At 64.3% G+C, this 21,751-nt stretch carries 23 protein-coding genes; 14 read left to right on the plus strand and 9 right to left on the minus strand.

All coding sequences use genetic code 11. The features are described 5' to 3' along the window. Positions 1-23: 23 nt before the first annotated feature. Both J4D28_RS07575 and J4D28_RS07580 read left to right on the plus strand, forming a co-directional pair. Complete coding sequence (locus J4D28_RS07575; RefSeq protein ID WP_007927598.1) at positions 24-431, plus strand: SMI1/KNR4 family protein; 408 nt, start codon at positions 24-26, stop codon at positions 429-431. Positions 432-487: 56 nt separating this feature from the next. Beyond that, complete coding sequence (locus J4D28_RS07580; protein ID WP_009051634.1) at positions 488-973, plus strand: hypothetical protein; 486 nt, start codon at positions 488-490, stop codon at positions 971-973. On the opposite strand, the gene J4D28_RS07585 is transcribed toward J4D28_RS07580, so the two are convergent. After that, complete coding sequence (locus J4D28_RS07585; RefSeq protein WP_009051635.1) at positions 970-2,733, minus strand: cation:proton antiporter; 1,764 nt, start codon at positions 2,731-2,733, stop codon at positions 970-972. The genes J4D28_RS07580 and J4D28_RS07585 overlap by 4 nt on opposite strands. A 265-nt stretch (positions 2,734-2,998) precedes the next feature. On the opposite strand from J4D28_RS07585, the gene J4D28_RS07590 reads away from it, so the two are divergent. Continuing rightward, positions 2,999-3,481 carry an acyl-CoA thioesterase gene (locus J4D28_RS07590; protein WP_007927601.1) on the plus strand — a complete coding sequence of 161 codons (483 nt, stop codon included), beginning with the start codon at positions 2,999-3,001 and terminating at the stop codon, positions 3,479-3,481. Between the two features lie 62 nt (positions 3,482-3,543). On the opposite strand, the gene pdxY is transcribed toward J4D28_RS07590, so the two are convergent. Continuing rightward, positions 3,544-4,416, minus strand: a complete 873-nt coding sequence (pdxY, locus tag J4D28_RS07595) for a pyridoxal kinase PdxY (protein WP_009051636.1) — start codon at positions 4,414-4,416, stop codon at positions 3,544-3,546. A 116-nt stretch (positions 4,417-4,532) separates the two neighbouring features. Here pdxY and J4D28_RS07600 point away from each other — a divergent pair, with 116 nt between their 5' ends. Continuing rightward, a complete protein-coding gene (locus tag J4D28_RS07600) occupies positions 4,533-4,928 on the plus strand; it encodes a DUF3301 domain-containing protein (protein ID WP_009051637.1) in 396 nt (131 codons plus the stop codon). 142 nt (positions 4,929-5,070) lie between these two features. Here the strand turns inward: J4D28_RS07600 and J4D28_RS07605 are convergent, their stop codons facing one another. The 4 genes from J4D28_RS07605 to dksA form a co-directional block, all read right to left on the minus strand. Next, entirely contained in the window at positions 5,071-6,033 is a 963-nt protein-coding gene (locus J4D28_RS07605) for a GTP-binding protein (protein WP_103330803.1), read from the minus strand. A 166-nt stretch (positions 6,034-6,199) separates the two neighbouring features. Next, positions 6,200-6,910 (minus strand): DUF1826 domain-containing protein, encoded by a 711-nt coding sequence (locus tag J4D28_RS07610; protein ID WP_256587566.1) that lies wholly within the window; start codon positions 6,908-6,910, stop codon positions 6,200-6,202. Next, positions 6,910-8,118 carry a zinc metallochaperone GTPase ZigA gene (gene zigA / locus J4D28_RS07615; RefSeq protein ID WP_028683623.1) on the minus strand — a complete coding sequence of 403 codons (1,209 nt, stop codon included), beginning with the start codon at positions 8,116-8,118 and terminating at the stop codon, positions 6,910-6,912. Before zigA ends, J4D28_RS07610 begins: the two co-directional genes overlap by 1 nt. A gap of 33 nt (positions 8,119-8,151) precedes the next feature. Further along, entirely contained in the window at positions 8,152-8,556 is a 405-nt protein-coding gene (dksA, locus tag J4D28_RS07620) for an RNA polymerase-binding protein DksA (RefSeq protein WP_009051641.1), read from the minus strand. Positions 8,557-8,690: 134 nt separating this feature from the next. Between dksA and J4D28_RS07625 the strand changes: the two genes are divergently transcribed. Continuing rightward, a complete protein-coding gene (locus tag J4D28_RS07625; protein WP_053267916.1) occupies positions 8,691-9,071 on the plus strand; it encodes a hypothetical protein in 381 nt (126 codons plus the stop codon). 130 nt (positions 9,072-9,201) lie between these two features. Here J4D28_RS07625 and J4D28_RS07630 read toward each other — a convergent pair whose 3' ends face one another. Beyond that, positions 9,202-10,422 (minus strand): N-acetylmuramoyl-L-alanine amidase, encoded by a 1,221-nt coding sequence (locus tag J4D28_RS07630; RefSeq protein WP_101284034.1) that lies wholly within the window; start codon positions 10,420-10,422, stop codon positions 9,202-9,204. A gap of 130 nt (positions 10,423-10,552) precedes the next feature. Between J4D28_RS07630 and folE2 the strand changes: the two genes are divergently transcribed. The 8 genes from folE2 to thrS are packed head-to-tail and all read left to right on the plus strand — an operon-like array spanning position 10,553 to position 18,147. After that, positions 10,553-11,449 carry a GTP cyclohydrolase FolE2 gene (folE2, locus tag J4D28_RS07635; protein ID WP_101284036.1) on the plus strand — a complete coding sequence of 299 codons (897 nt, stop codon included), beginning with the start codon at positions 10,553-10,555 and terminating at the stop codon, positions 11,447-11,449. After that, a complete protein-coding gene (locus tag J4D28_RS07640; RefSeq protein ID WP_009051645.1) occupies positions 11,446-12,114 on the plus strand; it encodes a metal ABC transporter ATP-binding protein in 669 nt (222 codons plus the stop codon). Before folE2 ends, J4D28_RS07640 begins: the two co-directional genes overlap by 4 nt. Continuing rightward, entirely contained in the window at positions 12,114-12,980 is an 867-nt protein-coding gene (locus J4D28_RS07645; protein WP_009051646.1) for a metal ABC transporter permease, read from the plus strand. The genes J4D28_RS07640 and J4D28_RS07645 overlap by 1 nt, the downstream gene beginning before the upstream one ends. An 11-nt stretch (positions 12,981-12,991) precedes the next feature. Continuing rightward, positions 12,992-13,876 (plus strand): metal ABC transporter substrate-binding protein, encoded by an 885-nt coding sequence (locus J4D28_RS07650; RefSeq protein ID WP_103330802.1) that lies wholly within the window; start codon positions 12,992-12,994, stop codon positions 13,874-13,876. Next, the gene (gene hisI / locus J4D28_RS07655; protein WP_009051648.1) at positions 13,873-14,310 is read left to right on the plus strand and encodes a phosphoribosyl-AMP cyclohydrolase; all 438 of its coding nucleotides are present in this window, start codon (positions 13,873-13,875) and stop codon (positions 14,308-14,310) included. The genes J4D28_RS07650 and hisI overlap by 4 nt, the downstream gene beginning before the upstream one ends. After that, a complete protein-coding gene (locus J4D28_RS07660; protein ID WP_009051649.1) occupies positions 14,307-14,867 on the plus strand; it encodes a carbonate dehydratase in 561 nt (186 codons plus the stop codon). Before hisI ends, J4D28_RS07660 begins: the two co-directional genes overlap by 4 nt. Positions 14,868-14,869: 2 nt before the next feature. Continuing rightward, a complete protein-coding gene (locus tag J4D28_RS07665; protein ID WP_103330801.1) occupies positions 14,870-16,207 on the plus strand; it encodes a dihydroorotase in 1,338 nt (445 codons plus the stop codon). Positions 16,208-16,248: 41 nt separating this feature from the next. Next, positions 16,249-18,147: a threonine--tRNA ligase gene (gene thrS, locus J4D28_RS07670; protein ID WP_009051651.1), complete on the plus strand. Its 1,899-nt coding sequence runs from the start codon at positions 16,249-16,251 to the stop codon at positions 18,145-18,147. 107 nt (positions 18,148-18,254) lie between these two features. Here thrS and J4D28_RS07675 read toward each other — a convergent pair whose 3' ends face one another. Continuing rightward, complete coding sequence (locus J4D28_RS07675; protein WP_007927620.1) at positions 18,255-18,776, minus strand: DUF3617 domain-containing protein; 522 nt, start codon at positions 18,774-18,776, stop codon at positions 18,255-18,257. Between the two features lie 237 nt (positions 18,777-19,013). Between J4D28_RS07675 and cls the strand changes: the two genes are divergently transcribed. Then, positions 19,014-20,453 (plus strand): cardiolipin synthase, encoded by a 1,440-nt coding sequence (gene cls / locus J4D28_RS07680; RefSeq protein ID WP_103330800.1) that lies wholly within the window; start codon positions 19,014-19,016, stop codon positions 20,451-20,453. A gap of 1 nt (position 20,454) precedes the next feature. On the opposite strand, the gene cfaB is transcribed toward cls, so the two are convergent. After that, positions 20,455-21,642 (minus strand): C17 cyclopropane fatty acid synthase CfaB, encoded by a 1,188-nt coding sequence (gene cfaB / locus J4D28_RS07685; protein ID WP_009051653.1) that lies wholly within the window; start codon positions 21,640-21,642, stop codon positions 20,455-20,457. Between the last annotated feature and the right edge of the window lie 109 nt (positions 21,643-21,751).

Raw genomic sequence — 21,751 nt, forward strand, 5'->3', positions numbered from 1 at the left:
ATAGAGCTAAGAGGACCCAGGCCGTGGAAGAAGTCATCGAGCAACTCCGTGAAGCAAACGAACCGGTACCCGTTCCCCTGGAACTGCCGGATGAAGACCTGCTGGTGGAAATCGAAGAACAGCTGTTCATCAATATCCCCTTCGTCTTCAAAGAGTTCCTGTTGACCGTGAGCGATGTCGTCTACGGCAGCCTGGAGCCGGTCACCGTGACCGACCCGCAATCCCACACCTACCTGCCGGAAGTGGCCGCCACCGCCTGGGACATGGGCGTGCCGCGCGAGCTGATCCCGATCTGCCAGGACGGTGACGACTACTACTGCGTCGAGGAAGACGGCACCGTGGTGCTCTGGTCCGGCGAAGAAGAGCTGATCACCGAAGAGTCCTGGGAGTCGGTATGGCACTGGGCGCGGGACGTCTGGCTGGAAAGCTGATCGGCCTTGCGCGGTTTCGCCCCGCGGGCGCAGGTGCATGGATCGACTGCCGCCCGTTGCGTGACGTTCACAAGCGGTCGCCCCAGCGGGTCGATCGCCGCATTAGCCTCGACCAGGCCCTCGACCGCCTCAAGCAGTGTTACGGCAATCAGGATTTCGAGTTGATCGGCCATTCCGGTGGCGCGGCACTGGCCCTGTTGCTGGCCGCGCGGCGAGACGACACTACCCAGGTGCAAACCCTGGCCGGCAACCTGAGCCCTCGGCTATGGGCCAATGCGCTGGGGCTGAGCCCGTTGCACGGCTCCCTCGAGCCGCTGGACCAGGCACCCAAGCTGGCACGGGTAGCGCAACGGCATTTGCTCGGCCAGGCCGACCGCAGCGTGCCTGCCAGCCTCTACCCCACCTATCGGCAGGCGCTGGGGACGAAAGCCGTGTGTGTGCAGTCCGTCAGCCTGCCCGGAGTCACCCACGACCAGGGCTGGCTCGAAGCCTGGCAATACTGGCGCGACCAGCCCTTGAGTTGTGCATCACCCGGCAATTAGTGCCCGTTGTCTTCCTTGTGGTTATCCAGGGTATCCAGCAGCGCCACCTGCATCCGGGTGTGCACACGGATGAACCAGCGCCACAGCAGCGCGGCCACCGCCGCCGTCACCACCGCGATCAGCACCAGCAGCTCGGTGGTCGGCAGGATACTCGAAGACAGCGCCGCCAATAGCAGGAAGATCACCAGCAACGACAGCACCGGAATCACCTCGGCGATCACCCGGCGCACGCGCTGGGTGTGGCGCCCGGCCATTTCCGGCTTCACGCCCATCTCCGCCAGCAGCATCGACAGGGCCTTGAGCTTGCGATAGGCAGCGATCAGGAACGGCAGCGACAGCAGCAGCGCCCCACCCCAGATCAGCGCCTTCTGCCAGCTCGGATCGCCGATCCAGTCCTGCAGGTATTCGCCGATGCGCGCGGCGAAATAACCGCCGGAGAAGAAGATCGCCACCACCAGCGCCAGGTTGACCCCGACCTGCAACAGGATCCGCCGGATCATCGACGCCAGCAGCGCACCCTCGCCGTGCGGCTGGATGCTGCGCAACCATTCGCCGTACATGCCCAGCACCCGGCTCAGGCGGGTCGGCATCACGGCGGCGAGCTTCAGCGACAGCGGGTCGGCGGCACGGATCAGGTAAGGCGTGAGCAAGGTGGTAATGGCCGACACGGCGACCGCCACCGGGTAGAGAAAGTCACTGGTGACCTGCAGGGTCATGCCCAGCGCTGCGATGATGAAGGAGAACTCACCGATCTGCGACAGGCCCATGCCAACCCGCAGCGAGGTGCGGCCATCGTTGCCGGCGATAAAGGCGCCCAGGCCGCAGGACAACATCTTGCCCAGCACCACCGCAACGGTGATCACCGCGATCGGCCAGGCGTATTGCAGGAGGATCTGCGGGTCAATCATCAGGCCGATGGCGACGAAGAAAATGGCGCTGAACATGTCGCGAACCGGCTCGATCAGGCGCTCGATCTTCAGCAATTGCCGCGACTCGGCCATGATCGCGCCGATCAGGAAGGCGCCGAGCACCATGCTGTACTCCAGCTTGACCACCAGCAGGCAGAAGCCGAAACACAGCCCCAGCACGGTGATCAGCAGCATCTCGTTGCTTTCGAACTTGGCGACGTAGGCCAGCAACCGTGGCACCAGCAGGATGCCGATCACCAGGGCGACGATCATGAACAGCGAGAGCTTGCCGACGGTGGAGAACACTTCTCCGGAGCTGACGGTGCCGCTGACCGCGATGCTCGAGAGCAAGGCGATAATGCCGATGCCGAGGATGTCCTCGACGATCAGCACGCCGAAGATCAGCTGGGCGAAGCGCTGGTTCTTCATCTTCAGGTCGTTGAGCGCCTTGACGATGATGGTGGTCGAGGAAATCGCCAGGATCGCGCCGAGGAACAGCGAATCCATGGTGTTCCAGTCGAACCAGCGACCGATCTCGTAGCCGATCCAGATCATCAGCACGATTTCCATGAACGCCGCGATAAAGGCCGTGGCGCCGACCTTGAACAGCTTGCGCAGGCTGAACTCCAGGCCCAGGCAGAACATCAGGAAAATCACCCCCAGCTCGGCCAGGGTCTTGATCGTGTCTTCGTCGTGGATCAGGCCGAACGGCGGGGTGTGCGGGCCGATGATGAAGCCAGCGACGATATAGCCGAGGACCACCGGCTGCTTGAGCCGGTGGAAGAGAATGGTCACCACGCCTGCGACCAGCATGATCACTGCCAGGTCCTGAATAAAGCTGATGGCATGCATGGCGAGGGGCTCCTTGGGGTCGTTTTGTTGCGTGCGACGCGGCGGGGTGCGCGACCTGCCGGCCAGCGGGAAAAGCCCTTGGGACGGGCTTTTGAAGGTTAACATCGCGACTTGTGCCAGAAAGGCGGTGCAATATATGGAAACAGATAGATCGCCGCGTGACGGCGACCGCGAGCGCAGCGTCCCGTTATCGATGGTTTGAAACGCTGACCTAAGCACCCGCAGAGGTGCGCCCCGCAACCCTGCCTTAACCCGTGAGTGTGCTATGGAACCCGGAAACGCCCAGCTGTCGATGACGGTATTGATGACCCCTGACATGGCCAACTTCTCAGGCAATGTCCACGGCGGCACCCTACTCAAGTACCTAGATGAAGTCGCCTACGCCTGCGCCAGCCGTTATGCCGGCCGTTATGTGGTGACCCTGTCGGTGGACCAGGTGATCTTCCGCGAGCCGATCCACGTCGGCGAACTGGTGACCTTCCTGGCCTCGGTCAACTACACCGGCAACACCTCGATGGAAGTCGGTATCAAGGTAGTCACCGAGAACATCCGCGAGCGCTCGGTGCGCCACACCAACAGCTGCTTCTTCACCATGGTGGCCGTGGACGACCAGCGCAAACCCGCCGCCGTACCGCCCCTGCAACCACAAACCAGCGAAGACAAGCGCCGCTTCATGCAGGCCCAGCAACGCCGGCAGATCCGCCAGGAGCTGGAAAAGCGCTATCAGGAAATCAAGGCCGACGCCTGATGGTCCAAGACAGGCTCGCCGCTACCGAGCGAGCCTGTTCGTGATAAGCCCCACGCAACCCGTTACAGCTCGATCGGCACCGCCTCGAACCGCACCCGTGGATGGGTGATCCGGTCCTGGGCCCGTACCAGCTGCAACTCGTAACTGGCGCAAGCCTGGGTTTCCAGCAGCACTTCATGCACCGCCGCGGCGGTGAACTCGAACGCCGCCACCAGGCTGTCGCCCAGCAGCACCCGGGCCAGGAACAGGCCCGAAGTCAGGTCGCCCACGCCCACCGGCTGACGCGGGAATGCCAGCAGCGGACGACGCAGGTGCCAGCTGCCTTCGGCGGTCACCAGCAGCATCTCGAAGCCGTCCGGCAGCTTGCCCGGGTAATCCAGGTGCTTGACCAGCACCGCTTTCGGCCCACGAGCCAGCAGCGCCCGGGCCATGGCCAGGCAGTCGAACAGCGACTGCGGCTTGCGCCCGGCGAAGCTGTCCAGCTCCAGCTGGTTGGGGCAGAGGAAGTCCGCTACGGCGGCTGCTTCTTCCAAGAGGAAGTCGCTGACCTCCTGCGGCACGCTGCAGCCCTTTTCCGGGTGGCCCATCACCGGGTCGCACAGGTACAGGGCCTTGGGGTTGGTCGCCTTGATCCGCGCCACGCCACCGAGGATCGCCCGCCCCTGCGCCGCGCTGCCCAGGTAGCCGGACAGCACCGCATCGCAGTTGCCCAGCTCGCCGATGGCGGCAATGCCTTCCACCAGCTCCGGAATCTGGTGCGGCGACAGCACTTCGCCGGCCCACTGACCGTATTGCGTGTGGTTGGAGAACTGCACGGTATTGAGCGGCCAGACATTCACCCCGACCCGCTGCATGGGAAACACCGCGGCGCTGTTGCCGGCATGGCCGAAGACCACATGGGACTGGATCGCGAGCAGATGAGGCGTACGTTTCATTCGGGTCATTCCGTAAAACGATTGAAATTCGAGCCGCGCAGTATGCGACTAAACGCAACCTGTACGACAGACCGAAGACGCAGTTAAGCTGGTGCGACTTCGTTGGAGCGCACCTCATGCTGACCCTTGGAAACATTTTCGTGCTGATGCTGCTGGCGACCGGCGCCGCCTGGCTATGGCACAACCACGGCCTGCGCGAGCGGGCGCTGGAGAGGGTCAAGCAGCATTGCGCGCGGCTCGATATCGAGCTGCTGGACGGCAACGTGGCGCTGAAGCGCATCGGCTTCGTCAGGGACGCCAGTGGCCGCCGGCGCCTGGCCCGGATCTACAACTTCGAATTCACCGTCACCGGCGAAACCCGCCATGCGGGGACCATCACCCAGTTCGGCGCCCACAGCGCGCAGATCGAGCTGGCGCCCTACCCGATTGCAACGCCGGCGCCTCCACCCGTGCCGACACGCAGCGCCGAGGTGATCGAGCTGAGCCAGTGGCGTGAAGAGCGCAGCAAGTAAGACCTACATCCCATGCTTCTGTAGGAGCGAGGCTTGCCCGCGAAAAAGACGTCAACGATGACGCGGTTTACCAGGATAAATTGCCGCTTCGCGGCTATCGCGAGCAAGCTTCGCTCCTACAGAAGCATCGGACCACGTTGGGTTATTGGCAGCACTCGGCCAGGGATTTTTGCAGGACGGCCACGTCTTGCGGCTCGCTGAAGATCAGCTCGATCCGTGAATCGCGGCGCCATTCGCTGGCTTGCCAGTGCAACGCGGCGTTATCCAGGGCGTTGCCCGAGACCCAGCCATCGGCACCGTGGACCACCAGCTTGGCCCGGCGCCAGTCGAGGCTCGCCAGCCATTGCTCGACGAGCCCGACCTCGAACACCCGGCTTGGGTGCCAGCGCCAACCGATGCTCCAGCCGCCCTCCTGGGCCTGGCTCAGGCAGATGGGTTGGGCCGGATCGGTCCAGATCGCCGGCAACTGCGCCAATCCCTTGGGTACTTCGAAGGCCTCTACAGCCGCCCCCGCCTGAACGTCCGCGCCAGGCAAACGGTCCAGCGGCAAGGCCCCGCGGGTGCTCCAGAGCACCGGACAGGCCGGCAACTGCTCGAGAATGCCCTGACGCTGCACCGCGTCGAGCCCCTCCTCCTTGTTCAGCAGCAACAGGCCAGCGCTGGGCAGCGCCTCCTGTTGGGCCCGCGGCAGCGGCTTGCCGGCCGCCAATGCCTGGGCATCGAGCACCAGCACACAAGGTTGCACGGCCAGGACCTGTTGCCAGGGCGCCTCGCGCAATTGCTGGAGCAGCTGCGCCGGGTGCCCCAGGCCGGAAGGTTCGATAAACAGACGATCGGGCCGGGCCTTGCGCAACAGGCGCCCCAGGCCCACCTGGAACGGCGCACCGTTGACACAGCACAGGCAGCCACCGGCCACCTCGCCCAGGGCGATACCGTCCTCGTCCCGGGTCAGCAGCGCCGCGTCCAGGCCGATCTGGCCGAACTCGTTGATCAGCACCGCCCAGCGCTCATGGGCCGGACGCTGCGCCAACAGGTGCTGGATCAGGCTGGTCTTGCCCGCGCCGAGGGGGCCGGCGATGACGTGGGTGGGGATGTTGTGCAGCATGGGTGAGGCGCTCGGAAAGGAGGTGATTGATCCTACGCGCTAAGCCGCGGCAGCGAAATTCCCATGGCCGCTGCCGCTGGCTGCGATCGGCAGCGAAGCTGACGTGTTCTTGAGGACGTCAAAGGCGCCACGCGCCTTATCGCAGCCTGCGGCAGCGGCTACAAAGTCAGCCGAGCCAGTCCAGGGTGAGGATCAGCCGGCGTTCGCCGGGGGCCGGTTGCGGCGAGCGGTGGATCAGGCCGAAGCCCTCGTTGCCCAGCCACTTCTCGCCCTTGAACAGGGCCACCTCGCCGCTGGCGATCTGCTGGATCAGCGCGGCATCCGTGGGTTCGGCCTCGGCCTGGCCTAGCTGCCGGCGGTCCATCGCTCCCTCGCGCAGCCATTGGCTGCCAACACCGGCATAGGTGGTGATCAGCCGCACTGGCACATGGTCGACATGAAAACGCGGACACATGGCCTTATCCAGCACCCGCAGGCGCAGGCCGACGCGCTTGGCGCCCAGCAAGCAGGCAAAGGCGCTGACCAGCCAGGCGACATCGGCGATAAAGCCGTCGTATCCCTGCAGATCGCTGAAGCCGGAGGCCAGGCCGCGCAGGTTCGGCTCGGCGTCCTCAGTATCGAGTTCCAGCGACAGCGACTCGGCCAACGGTTCGTTCAGCGACAGCAGCAAGGCACCAAAATCGGCGATATGCGCCGGCAACCGGCGCTGCCACAGGGCCAGGTTGACCTCATCGTCCAGCACCTCGGCGAGGACGATGGGGGCCGAACCGGAAGACTGGCGACGTGTCGGCTTTTGCAGGATTGGTCGCAGGACTTCCGCACCCGCAATCGAGCGTCGACCGGCGGCTCTCACAGGGCTCAGGGACAGGTAAGGCATCAAGCAGCAGCCTCTTCATGCCAGGGGCCGAACGGGTCGCGCATCAGGCCCCAGCCCTCCACGCCCAGGGCCATTTCGTCGTCAGTCAGCAGGCAGTCGTCGAGTTCGGCGGTGAGCCGGGCGAAGTCGATGTTCTGGCCGATGAACACCAGTTCCTGGCGGCAGTCGCCGGTGGCGGCGGTCCAGTTGTGCATGATCGCCGCGGTGCTTTCCGCGTCCTGCGGCCAGTGTTGCTTGGGCACGAAACGCCACCAGCGTCCGGCGAAACCATGGCGCATCAGACCGCCAGCCTGGGACCAGCTGCCCGCCTCCTGATGCTTGCTGGCGAGCCAGAAAAAGCCCTTGGAACGCAACAGCTTGCCGTTGATCCAGGGGCGGTTGATGAAGTCGAAAAAGCGCTGCGGATGGAACGGCCGCCGCGCCCGATAGGCGCTGGAGGCGATGCCGTACTCCTCGGTTTCCGGCACGTGCTCGCCGCGCAGTTCCTGCAACCAGCCCGGCGCCTGGGCGGCCCGCTCGAAGTCGAAACGGCCGGTGTTGAGGATCTTCGCCAACGGCACTTCGCCCATCACCATGGGGATGATTTCCGCCTGGGAATTGAGGCGTTCGAGGATGGCGATCAGCTCCTGGCGCTCATCGCTGCCGATCAGGTCGATCTTGCTGATCAGGATCACGTCGGCGAACTCGATCTGCTCGATCAAAAGGTCGGTGATCGAGCGCTCGTCCTCCTCACCCAGGGTTTCGCCACGGGACGCCAGGCTTTCCGCGGCCTGGTAATCGAGCAGGAAGTTCATACCGTCGACCACGGTGACCATGGTGTCCAACCGCGCGATGTCGGCCAGGCTCTGCCCCGCCTCGTCGCGAAAGGTGAAGGTCTCGGCCACCGGCAGCGGCTCGGAGATGCCGGTGGATTCGATCAGCAGGTAGTCGAAACGCCCGTCCCTGGCCAGCTTGCCGACCTCTTCCAGCAGGTCTTCGCGCAGGGTGCAGCAGATGCAGCCGTTGCTCATTTCGACCAGTTTTTCTTCGGCGCGGTTGAGGCTGACATCGCGCTGCACTTCGCTGCCGTCGATGTTGATTTCGCTCATGTCGTTGACGATCACCGCCACCCGCAGGTGGTCGCGGTTGCGCAGGACGTAGTTGAGCAGCGTGCTTTTGCCGGCGCCGAGAAAGCCGGACAGCACGGTAACGGGGAGACGGTCGGTCATCAGGGGGTCCTCATCGGGGGCTGGGTGGCTGGGTCAGATCGCCCGTTGATGGCGTTCGCGCAGCTCTTGGCGTTCTTTGGCTTCGATACACAGAGTGGCGGTGGGCCGCAGCAGCAGGCGTCTGAGGCCAATGGCCTCGCCGGTTTCGCGGCACCAGCCGTACTCGCCGCGGGCCAGGCGTTCGAGGGCTTCGTCGATCTTGTCCAGCAGCTTCTTTTCCCGCTCCAGCAGGCGTAGTTGCCACTGACGCTGTTCTTCGGCGCTGCCGATATCGGCGGGGTCGCTGTGGGGCTCCTGCTCGCGCAGCACCTCGAACTCACCGTCGATGCGCTCTTGCAGCTCGACGCGCTGCGCCAGCAGCAGCTCACGGAAATAGGCCTGCTGGACGTCGTTCATGTAGTCCGCCTCGGGTTGGGCGAGAAGTTGCGCTTCGGTCATCGGGCGTTCAGTCATGGCGGGTCACGGATCAGGCTTTATTTAATGTTATAGTATAACAATACAAATAAGCCAACCCTCTCTTGCCGCCCACGACGAAGGGCGGGATGCTTGAGCGTCCCTTGCCGAGAACGCCGATGCGCAATGCCCTGAAATACACGCTGCTGAGCCTGTCCCTGCTGGTCGCGAACGCCGCCAACGCGCAAGTACCCAGCGCCCTGGCCACCTGCACCCGCAGCGCCAATCTGCTGGCCTGCGTGGATGCCGAAGGCAATGCCTACAGCGTCGCGGCCGCGGGCAACACTACCTATCTGCGAGGCTTCGAAGTGGCCGGCAAACGTTATTGGGCGCAGACCAACAGCCGCTACGGTCAACTGACTTTCTTTACCGGCCTGGCCTCCGATGGCGAAGCCTGGGTCGGCTACAGCCAGCGCGTCGGCTGGACCACCCGCAACCGTTTTTCCAGCTCCGGCGGTAGCAGCGGCAAGTTCACTTGCAGCCGGATCACTGGCTGCTAAGCAGAGTATTTTGTAGGAGCGAGCGGGCGGCGATCCGACTTGCCCGCCATGAACGCTTACGCGGTATAGCGGATACACCGCAGCGTCTTCATCGCACGCAAGCTGTGCTCCTACAGAAGCCTGGGCGGTGTCAAACCTGGGCTTTTTTCTGCTCCTGCAACCAGGCCATGTAGCTGTTCACCGGCGGGTTCTTCTGGAAGTAGCTCTGCAAGCCCGCGAACAACCCATCGGCAATCGCCTGCTGGTGCCGCGCGGTCACCAGGCGCTGGCTGTCGCGGCTGTTGGAGATGAAGCCGGTCTCCACCAGGATCGAAGGCACGTCGGGGGACTTGAGCACCGCGAAACCGGCCTGTTCCACGCGCTTCTGATGCAGGGTGGTGATGCCCGCCAGGCTGCCCAGCACGGTGCTGCCCAACTGCAGGCTGGCGGCGATGGTCGCGTTCATCGACATGTCGAGAATCACCCCGGCGAGCATCGGATCCTTGTCTTTCAGATTGAGCAGGCTGGTGGCGCCCAGCAGGTCGGCGCCGTTCTCCCGCTGCGCCATGAAGCGCGCGGTGGCCGAGGTCGCGCCACCTTCCGACAGTGCATACACCGAGGCCCCGGACGCCGTCAGGCGCGGCGCCGCATCGGCGTGCACCGAGATAAACATGTCGGCCTTGTGCTTGCGGGCGATCTCCACCCGCTTGCGCAGCGGCACGAAGAAATCGTCGTTGCGCACCAGCTTCACATCGAAGCCCTTCTCCCGCTTCAGCCGCTTGGCCAGCAGCTGGGCGATCGCCAGCACCACATCCTTCTCCCGTTCGCCCCGGGCGCCGACCGCCCCCGGGTCCTTGCCGCCATGGCCCGGGTCGACCACGACGATGATGTCGCGCTTGGGATGCACCCGGTCCGTCGGTGTTTCACGCGACAAAGCCGGGGCGGCGACCGCTGCGATCTGCTGTGGAACACGGCTGGCGTTGCTCAGGTCGAGCACCAGGCGGTGACCCTGGCCGTCCTGGGGCGGCAGCAAAAAGCTGTCGAGCCGCTGCGGTTCGGCCAGGTCGAGAACGATCCGCGTATCGCCCTGGCCAAAGTGCCCGGAACGGATCGAGCGAATCGGCGTGTTGGCCAGGGCCAGCTGGCTGAAATCCCCGCTGAGCTGCGCGCCGCTGAGGTCGATGATCAGCCGTTCCGGCGCGCTGAGAGTGAAGGTCTTGTACTGCACCGGCCCACTCAGATCGAGCACCAGGCGCAGCTTGTCGGCCGAATTCCATAACCGCAGGTTGCGGATCTGGGTGGCGGACACCCCCAAAGGCAGAACCAAGGCCGCGCTGGCCAACAGCAGGTTGAGCAACTGACGTCTGTGCATGACTTACACCGCAGATTGAGGAGCATCCAGGCTCGATAAGGCTTGGTGAAAAAACGTTCAGGAAAAAGGTTTCATCGACCGCATTGTTATAATATAACATGGCGAATTGTTTCCAACGATGGACCTGCTCATGAATGCGCTGACTCTGCCGGATATCGCCGCGCAGGCCGCACGCCAGGCCCTGCCCCTTGAGTGGGTGGGCATGTGTGGCATTGCCTTACCTGTGTTGTTTGATGGCCAGCGGATTGGCGCAAAAGCGGATGCCGGCGTCAGCCTCGACGATGGCGAAGCACGCGGCATTCATATGTCGCGCCTGTATCTGGCGCTGGAAATGCTCGAACAGGAAAACCTCACCCCGGGCCTGATGCGCCAGGTACTGCAACGTTTTCTCGACAGCCACGACGGTCTGTCCAGCAGCGCCTACCTGCGAATTCATGCCGATCTGCTGCTGAAACGCCCGGCCTTGATCAGCCCGTTGGCCGGCTGGAAAACCTATCCGGTGAGCATCGAAGCGCGTCTGAAAAACGCAATGTTCCACGTGGAACTAAAAATCGAGGTGCCTTATTCCTCCACCTGCCCTTGTTCCGCCGCGCTTTCCAGGCAGCTGATTCAGCAGCAATTCATCGATGACTTCGCCAACCGGCAGCTGCAACACGAAGACATCCTGGCCTGGCTCGGTTCTTCGAAAGGCATAGTCGCCACGCCCCACAGTCAGCGCAGCAGTGCGCAATTGCAGCTGCGCCTGGACGACTTTCTCGATGAGTTGCCGCTGATGGCAGCGATCAACGACGCCGAAGCCGCCCTCGGTACCGCCGTGCAAACCGCGGTGAAACGCGCCGACGAACAAGCCTTCGCCCTGGCCAACGGGCAGAACCTGATGTTCTGCGAAGACGCCGCGCGCCGCCTGAACCTCGCCTTGCAACGCTCGCCTGGCATCCGCGCCTTCCAGGTGCGCGTGGTTCACGCCGAAAGCCTGCACGCCCACGACGCCGTAGCGGAAAGCCGCTGGAACTGGGAGGCCGCATGATCGACCTGCAATCGCTGCGTTGGGGCGCGCCCGGCCAACCGCTGACGCCAGCGCTCGACCTCGAGCTGAAACCCGGCAGCCTGACCGCCATCATCGGTGCCAACGGCTCGGGCAAAAGCAGCCTGCTGAAGGTCATCGCCGGCCTGCAAAAACCCTTGGCCGGGAAAGTCAGGTTGCAGGTTCCCCGCCGTGGCGGCCTGTCCTTTCTGCCGCAGCAGCAATACCTCGACCGGCAGTTCCCCATCACTCTGCAAGAGCTGGTAGCCGCCGGCTTCTGGGGCGATCGGCAAAGCTCGCAACAACGTGCCGAACGCCTGCAGCGGGTGCTCGAAGACTGGTGCCTGAGCGGCCTGGAACAACGCCCGTTGATGGCCCTGTCCGGTGGCGAATTGCAACGCGCCCTGCTCGCCCGCCTGAGCCTCGCCGATGCCCCGCTGTTGCTGCTGGACGAACCCCACGCCGCCCTGGACGAACTGGGCCAGGCCCTGTTGTGGAAACACATCCACAGCTGGCAGCAGCAAGGTCGCACGCAAATCGTGGTCTGCCATGACCTCGCCGCCGTGCGCCAACACATCCCCCAGACCCTGGTGATCAAAGCCAGCGGTTGCCTGTTCGGCAGCAGCGAGGAACTGATCGTCCAGCCCCTGCGGATGCAGGTGGCCTGATGCTCGCCGCTGCCCAGCTCTGGCAACCCTTCCACGAATTCGTGTTCATGCGCCGGGCGTTGCTCGGCGGCCTGGTGCTGGCGTGCAGCACCGCGCCGCTGGGGGTGTTTCTGATCCTGCGGCGCATGAGCCTGATCGGCGACGCCGTGGCCCATGGCATCCTCCCCGGCGCTGCGCTGGGCTTCTGGTTCGCCGGGTTGAGCCTGCCAGCGCTGACCTTCGGCGGCCTCGGTGCCGGCCTGGGCATGGCCGGGCTGGCCGCCTGGATTACCCGGCGCACCGGTTTGCGCGAAGACGCCAGCCTGGCCGCGATCTACCCGATTTCCCTGGCCAGCGGCGTGCTGATTCTCGGCCTCGCCGGTAAGCGCCTGGACCTGCTGCACCTGCTGTTCGGCTCGGCCCTGGCGGTGGATGGGCCGACCCTCGACGGCATGCTCTGGGTCTCCGGGTTCAGCCTGGTGGCCATGGCGCTGATCTACAAAGCGTTGCTGCTGGACACCCTCGACCCGCTGTTCCTCAACAGCGTTAGCCGCCTCGGCCCCCTCGCCCACGGCCTGTTCCTGACCCTGGTGGTGCTGAACCTGGTGATCGGTTTCCAGGCCATCGGCGCCTTGATGGTGGTCGGCCTGATGATGCTGCCGGCCGCCGCCTCACGCTTCTGGAGTCGCCGCCTGCCGGTGCTGATCGGCATCGCCGCGCTGCTCGGCTGCCTCTCGGTATGGCTCGGTCTGTTGCTGTCGTTCCACTACTCGCTGCCCAGCGGCCCGGCCATCGTCCTGGTGGCTGGCGGCCTGTACCTGCTGTCCGTGGTGTTCGGTCCGGTGCACGGTCTGCTGCGCCGCCCGCCTTTGCTCACATCCCCATGAGGTGTTCCCCGATGCGCGCTCTACTCGTGCTCTTCAGTCTGTTGCTGCCGTTGTCGCTGTCGTCCGCCCAGGCCGCGGACAAACTCGCTGTGGTCACCAGCTTCAGCATCCTCGCCGACATCACCCGACAGGTCGGCGGCGAGCACATCCAGATCACCGACATGGTCGGCCCGGACGCCGACGCCCACACCTACGAACCAACGCCGGACGATGCCAAGGCCCTGCTCAAGGCCCGGCTGATCATCAAGAACGGCCTGGGTTTCGAGCCCTGGCTGGATCGCCTGGTGGCCAGTACCGCCACCCGGGCTCCGGTGATCACAGCCAGTCGCGGGGTGATCCCTCGTTCGCTGGATGAGGACGGTGAGACCATTCCCGACCCTCACGCCTGGCACAACCTGGCGAACGCCGAACTCTATGTGAGCAACATCACCAAGGCGCTGGTGGCCGCCGACCCGGCGAACAAGGCCGACTACGAACGCAACAGCCAGGCCTACCTGAAACGGATCTACGCGCTGTTGGCCGAAGCCAAGGCCAAGTTCGGCGCGCTGCCGCCGGGCAACCGCAAGATCGTCACCTCCCACGACGCCTTCGGTTACCTGGGGCAGGCCTACGGCATCGACTTCATGGCCCCGCAAGGCCTGTCCACCGAGCGCGAACCCTCGGCCGCCGAAGTCGCCGCGCTGATCACCCAGATCCGCAACGCCAAGGTCAAGGCGGTGTTCATGGAGAACATCAAGGACGCACGCCTGCTCAAGCAGATCGCCGACGAAAGCGGCGCCCAGATCGGCGGCACCCTGTACTCCGACGCCCTCGCCGCCAAGGGGCCGGCCAGCACGTTCGCCGGGTTGTTCGAATACAACCTGAACACCCTGTACGACGCCCTGAGCCAGCCATGAACAAGCGCCCTCCACTGTCGATGCTCGACCTGGAAAGCGCGCCCCTGGGCAGCCGTTGGCCGCTCACCAGCGTGCTCGATGCCCTGCCATGGAATGCCGACGGCCTGATCGCCGCCATCGCCCAGCAGCACGACAGCGGCGAGGTGCTGATGCTGGCCTGGATGAACCGCAGGGCGCTGGCCGAGACCCTGGCCAGCGGGCAGGTCTGCTACTGGTCGCGTTCGCGCCAGCAACTGTGGCGCAAGGGTGAAAGCTCGGGGCATCGCCAGCGCCTGCTCGAGGCACGCCTGGACTGCGACGGCGACGCCGTCCTGCTGCTGGTGGATCAGCAAGGCCCGGCCTGCCACACCGGGCGCCCCAACTGTTTCTACAACGCCATTCGCGACGGCGCGGTGCAGGTCATCAGCGCACCGCTACAGGAAACCCCAGCATGATTCGCAAAAACCCTTCCGGCGATCTGCCGGTCATCGCCGAGTCGGCCTACGTCGACAAGACCGCCATCATCTGCGGCAAGGTGGTGATCGGCGAGAACGTCTTCGTCGGCCCCTACGCGGTGATCCGCGCCGACGAAGTCAACGAACATGGCGCCATGGACCCGATCATCATCGGCGCCAATTCGAACATCCAGGACGGCGTGGTGATCCACTCCAAATCCGGCGCGGCGGTGACCATCGGCGAGTTCACCTCCATCGCCCACCGCTCGATCGTCCATGGTCCGTGCACGGTCGGCGACCGGGTATTCATCGGCTTCAACAGCGTGCTGTTCAACTGCGCGGTCGGCAACGGCAGCGTGGTGCGGCACAACTCGGTGGTCGATGGCCGCGACCTGCCGCAAGGCTTCTACGTGCCCTCCACCACCCGCATCGGGCCCAATACCGACCTCTCGCAGTTCCCGCCGGTCAGCGTCAGCGCCTCGGAGTTTTCCGAAGACGTGGCGCGCACCAACGTCGATCTGGTGCGCGGTTACAAAGCCCTGCAGAACGAGTTCTGAACATGAGCAGCGTGCTGATTCGCAACGCCCGGCTGGTCAATGAAGGACGCGAGTTCGACGCCGACCTGCTGGTGGACCATGGGCGCATCGTGAAGATCGCCAGCAGCATCGAAGGCGAGAATGCCCGCACCGAGATCGATGCCCAGGGCCAGTGGCTGGTGCCGGGCATGATCGACGACCAGGTGCATTTCCGCGATCCCGGCGCGCCGGAGAAAGGCAGCTTCTACAGCGAGTCGCGGGCGGCCGTGGCGGGTGGCATCACCAGCTTCATGGACATGCCCAACACCCAGCCCGCGACCCTGACCCTGGCCGCGCTGGAGGACAAGAAACGCCGCGCGGCCATCAATTCAGTGGCGAACTTTGGCTTTCACTTCGGCGTCAGCCGCGACAACCTCGACACAGTCGCCGCCCTCGACCCGTGCCTGGTGGCCGGGGTCAAAGTGTTCATGGGCGCCTCCACCGGCAACATGCTGGTGGACGATCCTCAGGTCCTGGAGCGCTTGTTCGCCGAGGTGCCGACCCTTCTCCTGGCGCACTGCGAATACACGCCCAGCATCCAGGCCAACGAGCGGCGCATGCAGGAGCGTTTCGGCGAAGCGATTCCCGCCGTGGCCCACTCCCTGATCCGCGATGCCGAAGCCTGCTACCGCTCCTCGTCGCTGGCCGTGGACCTGGCCAGGCGGCATGGCACTCGCCTGCATGTCTTGCACCTGACTACCGCACGCGAACTTGCGCTATTCGAAGACAAGCCGCTGGCGCAAAAGCGCATCACCGCCGAAGTCTGCCTGCACCATCTGCTGTTCGATGACCGTGACTACGCGCGCCTCGGGCACCTGATCAAATGCAACCCGGCGATCAAGACCCGCGCCGATCGCGACGCCCTGCGCCAGGCTCTGCTCGGTAACCGCCTGGATGTGATCGGCAGCGATCACGCGCCGCATACCTGGGCGCAGAAACAACTGCCCTACCGCCAGGCACCTGCCGGGCTGCCGCTGGTGCAACACGCCCTGCCCGCCCTGCTGGAACTGGTGGCCGACGGCGTGCTGCCCATCACCACCCTGGTGGCGAAAACCAGCCACCGGGTCGCCGACCTGTTCGCCATTCCCGACCGTGGCTACCTGCGCGAGGGTTACTGGGCCGACCTGGTGCTGATCAGGCCCGAACCCGAGGGCATCGCCGTGGCCCAGCAGCCGATCCTCGCCCAATGCGGCTGGACGCCCTTCGCCGAACGGCATTTCCGGCACAGCGTTGCTACCACCCTGGTGTCGGGGCAACTGGCCTGGCACGCCGGGCGCCTGTACGACAACTGCCAGGGTTTGCCGCTGCGTTTTACCCGCTGAGCCCTTTCCCCGAATCCCCCTGAAACACCAAGGAACACCCGATGATTCACATCACCCTGCCCGACGGCTCGCAACGCGAGTACGACCAGCCGCTTTCCGTGTACGAGGTGGCCGCGAGCATCGGCCTCGGCCTGGCCAGGGCGGCCGTCGCCGGCCGGGTGAACGATCAACTGGTGGATTGTTCCTTTGTGCTCGAGGGCGATGCCCGGGTCAGCATCGTCACCGCCCGCGAGCCCGAAGGCCTGGAGATCCTGCGCCACTCCTGCGCGCATCTGCTGGCCATGGCGGTGAAGGAGTTGTACCCCTCGGCCCAGGTCACCATCGGCCCGGTGATCGAGGACGGCTTCTTTTACGACTTTGCCTACGAACGGCCCTTCACCCCCGACGACCTGGAGCGCATCGAAGCGCGCATGACCCGCCTGGCCGCGACCAACCATGCGGTGCGCCGACGCGAGCTGTCCCGTGACGACGCCCTGGAATACTTCGGCAACCTCGGCGAGCACTACAAGGCCGAACTGATCCGCGACATCCCGCAAGACCAGGTCCTGTCGCTGTACCGCCAGGGCGATTTCGAAGACCTGTGCCGTGGCCCTCACGTGCCGTTCACTGGAATCCTCCAGGCGTTCAAGCTGACCAAGGTCGCCGGCGCCTACTGGCGCGGCGATGCCAAGAACGCGCCGCTGCAACGGATCTACGGCACTTGCTGGGCCACGCCGAAAGACCTCAAGGATTACCTGACCCGCCTGGAAGAAGCCGGCAAGCGCGACCACCGCAAGCTTGGGCAGCAACTGGACCTGTTCCATTTCGACGACTGCGCGCCGGGCTCGGTGTTCTGGCACGCCAAGGGCTGGACCCTGTTCCAGCAACTGATCGGCTACATGCGCCAGCGCCAGGATCAGGCCGGTTATCAGGAAGTGAATACCCCGGACGTGATGGACCGCAGCCTCTGGGAAACCTCCGGGCACTGGCAGAACTATCGCGACCACATGTTCAGCACCACCACCGAGGACCAGCGGGTGTTCGCCCTCAAGCCGATGAACTGCCCCGGCGCGGTGTCGATCTTCAGCCGTGGCCTGAAAAGCTACCGCGACCTGCCGCTGCGCATCGCCGAGTTCGGCAAGGTGCATCGCTACGAACCCTCCGGTGCGTTGCACGGGTTGCTGCGGGTGCGCCACTTCACCCAGGACGACGCACACATCTTCTGCACCCCGGCGCAAATGCAGGCGGAATGCGAGAGCACCATCGCCCTGGTGTTCGACATCTATCGCGACTTCGGCTTCCACGAGGTCGCGGTCAAGCTCTCCACCCGGCCAGCCCATCGCATCGGCAGCGACGCAGTGTGGGACCAGCTGGAAGGTGCCTTGTCCGGCGCCCTGGAGACCATGGCGATCGACTACCGGATCAACCCCGGCGAAGGCGCGTTCTACGGCCCGAAACTGGAGTTCGTGCTACGCGATGCCATCGGCCGCGACTGGCAATGCGGCACCCTGCAGGTCGACCTCAACCTGCCGGAACGTTTCGATATCAGCTACATCGACGAGCACGGCGAACGCCAGCGCCCGGTGATGCTGCACCGTGCGCTGTTCGGTTCCCTGGAACGTTTTATCGGCATCCTCATCGAGCATTACAGCGGCGCCCTGCCGTGCTGGCTCGCGCCGCGGCAGGCGGTGGTGATCACCATCAGCGAAGGCCAGGCGGACTACGCCCGATCGGTGGCCGACACCCTGCAGCGCCAGGGTTTGCGGATCGGCGCCGACCTGCGCAACGAGAAGATCAGCTACAAGATCCGCGAACACAGCCTGCAAAAGGTGCCGTACCTGCTGGTGGTGGGCGACAAGGAAAAGGATGGGGGATTTGTCAGTTTGCGCAGCCGCCATGGCGAGGACCTGGGGCGGTGGGCCGTGAGCGAGGTGGCCGAGCGGATGCGCTCGGCGTTGTAGCGACAGCGCCTGGGCGGACGCTATCGCGGGCAAGCTCCGCTCCTACAGAACTGCGGGCGTTCATGAAAGGTATGAACGCCCGCAGATCCGACTTGCCCGCGATGCTTTTAAGCCCTTGGTTTAACAGTCCCGCAATCCTGCCCCAGCCATACCGCGCGGGTGTCCATGCTGCCCTTCTGCTGGAAGCCGGTGGCATTGAAGGTGCCGATGACGTTGGTGGTGAACTCGCGATCGCTGAGGAATTTCGCCACGCCCGAGCCCTGGGCTTTCGGGCAGCTGAAGCGGAATTTCCATTGGTTGGAAGTACGGTCGGTGACCTCCTGGCGGCAGCCCGATTGCGGGTCTTGCAGCGGAATGGTGTCGGACTTCACCTGCTCCGGCGTCAGGCACACGCGGATGCCCTTGCCGCCCATGGTCACGCCCTGCTTCTCCAGCTGTGCCCGTTGCTCGGGGGTCAGCTGTTGTTGTAACTGGCCGAGAATCAACGACAGATCCGGCAGGCTCTGGTCATCGACTTTCATGTTGCTGGTGGTCAGTTCCCACAGGCCCGGTTGCAGCATCTGGGCCTGCGCGGCCAACGGAAGCGAGACAACGGCAGCCATGGCCAAACCCAGTAGACGAAGCTTCATCGAATGACTCCTAGACAGTAGTGGCCCGTTAGACGCCAAAAATGCAGCGGCGTTGCATGGCGAATTAATTAGCGACAATCGCTGTGGAACATGGTCTGTTAAGGTCTGCATGAAAAGTCGGCGAGCGAAGGTCGAGCCTGTTTTCGCACCAGGCCTGCGTAGAGTCGACAGCGCCCAGCGCGCAGCCACTTTTCGTACAGCCCCTAGGCATTGAATCTTCAGGAGCAAGGCTGCCCCATGGATTATTTTGGCCCGCACATCTTTGGCTATCTGATTGCCACCCTGCACATTCTCGGCCTGATCGCCGCCATCCACGCCGTGTTGACCGTCAGGACCGCCCAAGGCTCCATCGCCTGGGCCCTGTCGCTGCTGTTCATGCCGTACCTGACCCTGATTCCCTATCTGGTATTCGGCCGCAGCACCTTCGATGCCTATATCAAGGCCCGGCGCCAGGCCAACCTGGAGATGCGCAAGGCGATCAACGAGCTGAACTGGCGCCCCTGGGTCGAGGAGGCCCTGAGTGCCCGCGCCTCGGCCGCCTACACCTCGCTGCGGGCCATGCCCAAGCTGGGACGCATGCCCTGCCTGGCCAGCAACCATGTACAACTGCTGGTCAACGGCGATGCCACCTTCGCCGCGATTTTCCAGGCCATCGAGCGCGCCCGCACGGCAGTGCTGATCCAGTTCTTCATCATCCACGACGACGACCTTGGCCGACGCCTGCAAAAGCTGCTGCTGAAAAAGGCTAGCGAAGGCGTGGCGATCCACCTGCTCTACGACCGCATCGGCAGCCATTCCCTGCCCCACTCCTATGTGCAACCACTGCGCGATGCCGGCATCCAGGTACATGCCTTCGCCACCCGCAGCGGCTGGCTCAATCGCTTCCAGATCAACTTCCGCAACCACCGCAAGATTGTGGTGGTGGATGGCCTGCTGGGGTTTGTCGGCGGGCATAACATCGGCGACGAATACCTGGGGAAAAAACCGCCATTGGCGCCCTGGCGCGACACTCATGTTTCGGTCAGCGGCCCGGTGGTGGCCTGCCTGCAGGAATCCTTCGCCGAAGACTGGTTCTGGGCCTCGCGGCAACTGCCGCCGCTGATCCTGCCCGACACCTACCCCGACGACGGCGTGCTGTGCCAGGTGCTGGCCAGCGGCCCGGCGGACCCTTACGAAACCTGCTCGCTGTTCTTCGTCGAAGCCATCCACGCGGCGACCGAACGGATCTGGATCACCAGCCCCTATTTCGTCCCCGACGAAGCAGTGTTTTCCGCCCTGCGCCTGGCCGTCCTGCGCGGGGTGGACGTGCGGATCCTGCTGCCGTCGCGCGCGGACCATCGGATCGTCTACGCCGCGTCCAGCCTGTACGCCTTCGAAGCGGTACGCGCCGGGGTGCGGGTGTTCCGTTATCAGCCGGGTTTCCTGCACCAGAAAGTGGTGCTGATCGACAGCGAAATCAGCGCGATCGGCAGCGCCAACCTGGACAACCGCTCGTTCCGTCTGAATTTCGAGGTGATGTTGCTGACCGTGGACGAAGCCTTCGCCAGGGAGGTGGAACAGATGCTCAACCTCGACTTCGAACGCTCGCGCGAAATCGCCAAAGAAGAAAGCCGGGAAACCCACCGCCTGCAACAGCTTGGCATGCGGGTCGCCCGGCTTATTTCACCGATCCTTTAGCTCACGAGTAATACAAGTCGTCGCGAGTCCAGGGCAGTTCATGACTGCCATCGGCGTGAGCCTTGACCGCGAGAATCTGGTGCAGGTTGATCCAGCCGCGGGCGAAGGCATAGGCGCAGCCGGCCAGGTACAGGCGCCAGATGCGCAGGACCTGTTCCGGCACCAGCCGGGAGGCGGCTTCCAGGTTGTCTTCCAGGCGCTCGCTCCAGTGGTCCAGGGTGCGGGCGTAATGCAGGCGCAGGCTTTCCACGTCGACGATCTCCAGCCCCGCTTCGCTGATCTCGGCCGAGATCATCGCCAGGTGCGGCAGCTCGCCGTTGGGGAACACGTATTTCTCAATGAAGTCGCCGGCCCCACGGCCCACGGGACGTCCATCGGTGTGCTTGGCGGTGATCCCGTGGTTCATCACCAGCCCGCCTTCGCGCACCGCGCCGAACAGCGTCTTGCAGTACTGCGCCAGGTTGGCGTGGCCCACGTGCTCGAACATGCCGACACTCACCACCTTGTCGAAGCGGCCATCCTGGGGCAGATCGCGATAGTCCAGCAGTTGCAGTTCCACCTGGTCCTGCAAGCCTTCGGCGATCACCCGCTCCCTGGCCAGTGCCAGTTGTTCCTTGCTCAGGGTGATACCGAATACCTTGGCCCCGAATTCCCGCGCCGCGTAACGCGCCAGCCCGCCCCAGCCACAACCGACGTCCAGCAGGTACTCGCCGGGCTGCAAGCGCAACTTGCGGCACAGGTGGCGGAATTTGGCTTGCTGGGCCTGTTCCAGGCTTTCACTGCCGGTCTCGAAATAGGCACAGGAATAGGCCATGTCGCTGTCGAGCCACAGCTGGTAGAACTCGTTGGAAAGGTCGTAGTGGTAAGAGATGGCGGCCGCGTCGGTGGCCTTGTCGTGCAGGGAGCGTACCGGCAGCACTTGTTCATCGCCGTCCAGCAGCGCCTGGGTCAGCTCATCGCAAACCCGGATGACTTCGCTGATCGAGCCTTCCAGTTCAAGTTTGCCCTCGACGAACGCCGCCCCCAGCGCGTCGAGAGTGGGATGGGTGAGCTGGGTGACCAGTTGCGGGTCCTTGACCACAATGGTGACGCTGGGCGCCGGCCCCAGGTTGAATTCATGGCCGTCCCAGAGCCGCAGGCGTAGCGGTAGTTGCAGATTCTGTAAGGCCGGTGGAAGTTGCGCGAGCATGGATTATCCCCCTTGTTTCAGACGTCTGAGTGAGGTTAGACCATACTGAAAAAATAGCAGGCTATCGATCTGATAGCTGAAATTCATCAGTGCCGGCATTGCAACAATC

It is taken from the genome of Pseudomonas sp. GW531-T4 (genome assembly GCF_017349615.1).
Classification (GTDB): domain Bacteria; phylum Pseudomonadota; class Gammaproteobacteria; order Pseudomonadales; family Pseudomonadaceae; genus Aquipseudomonas; species Aquipseudomonas chlororaphis_I.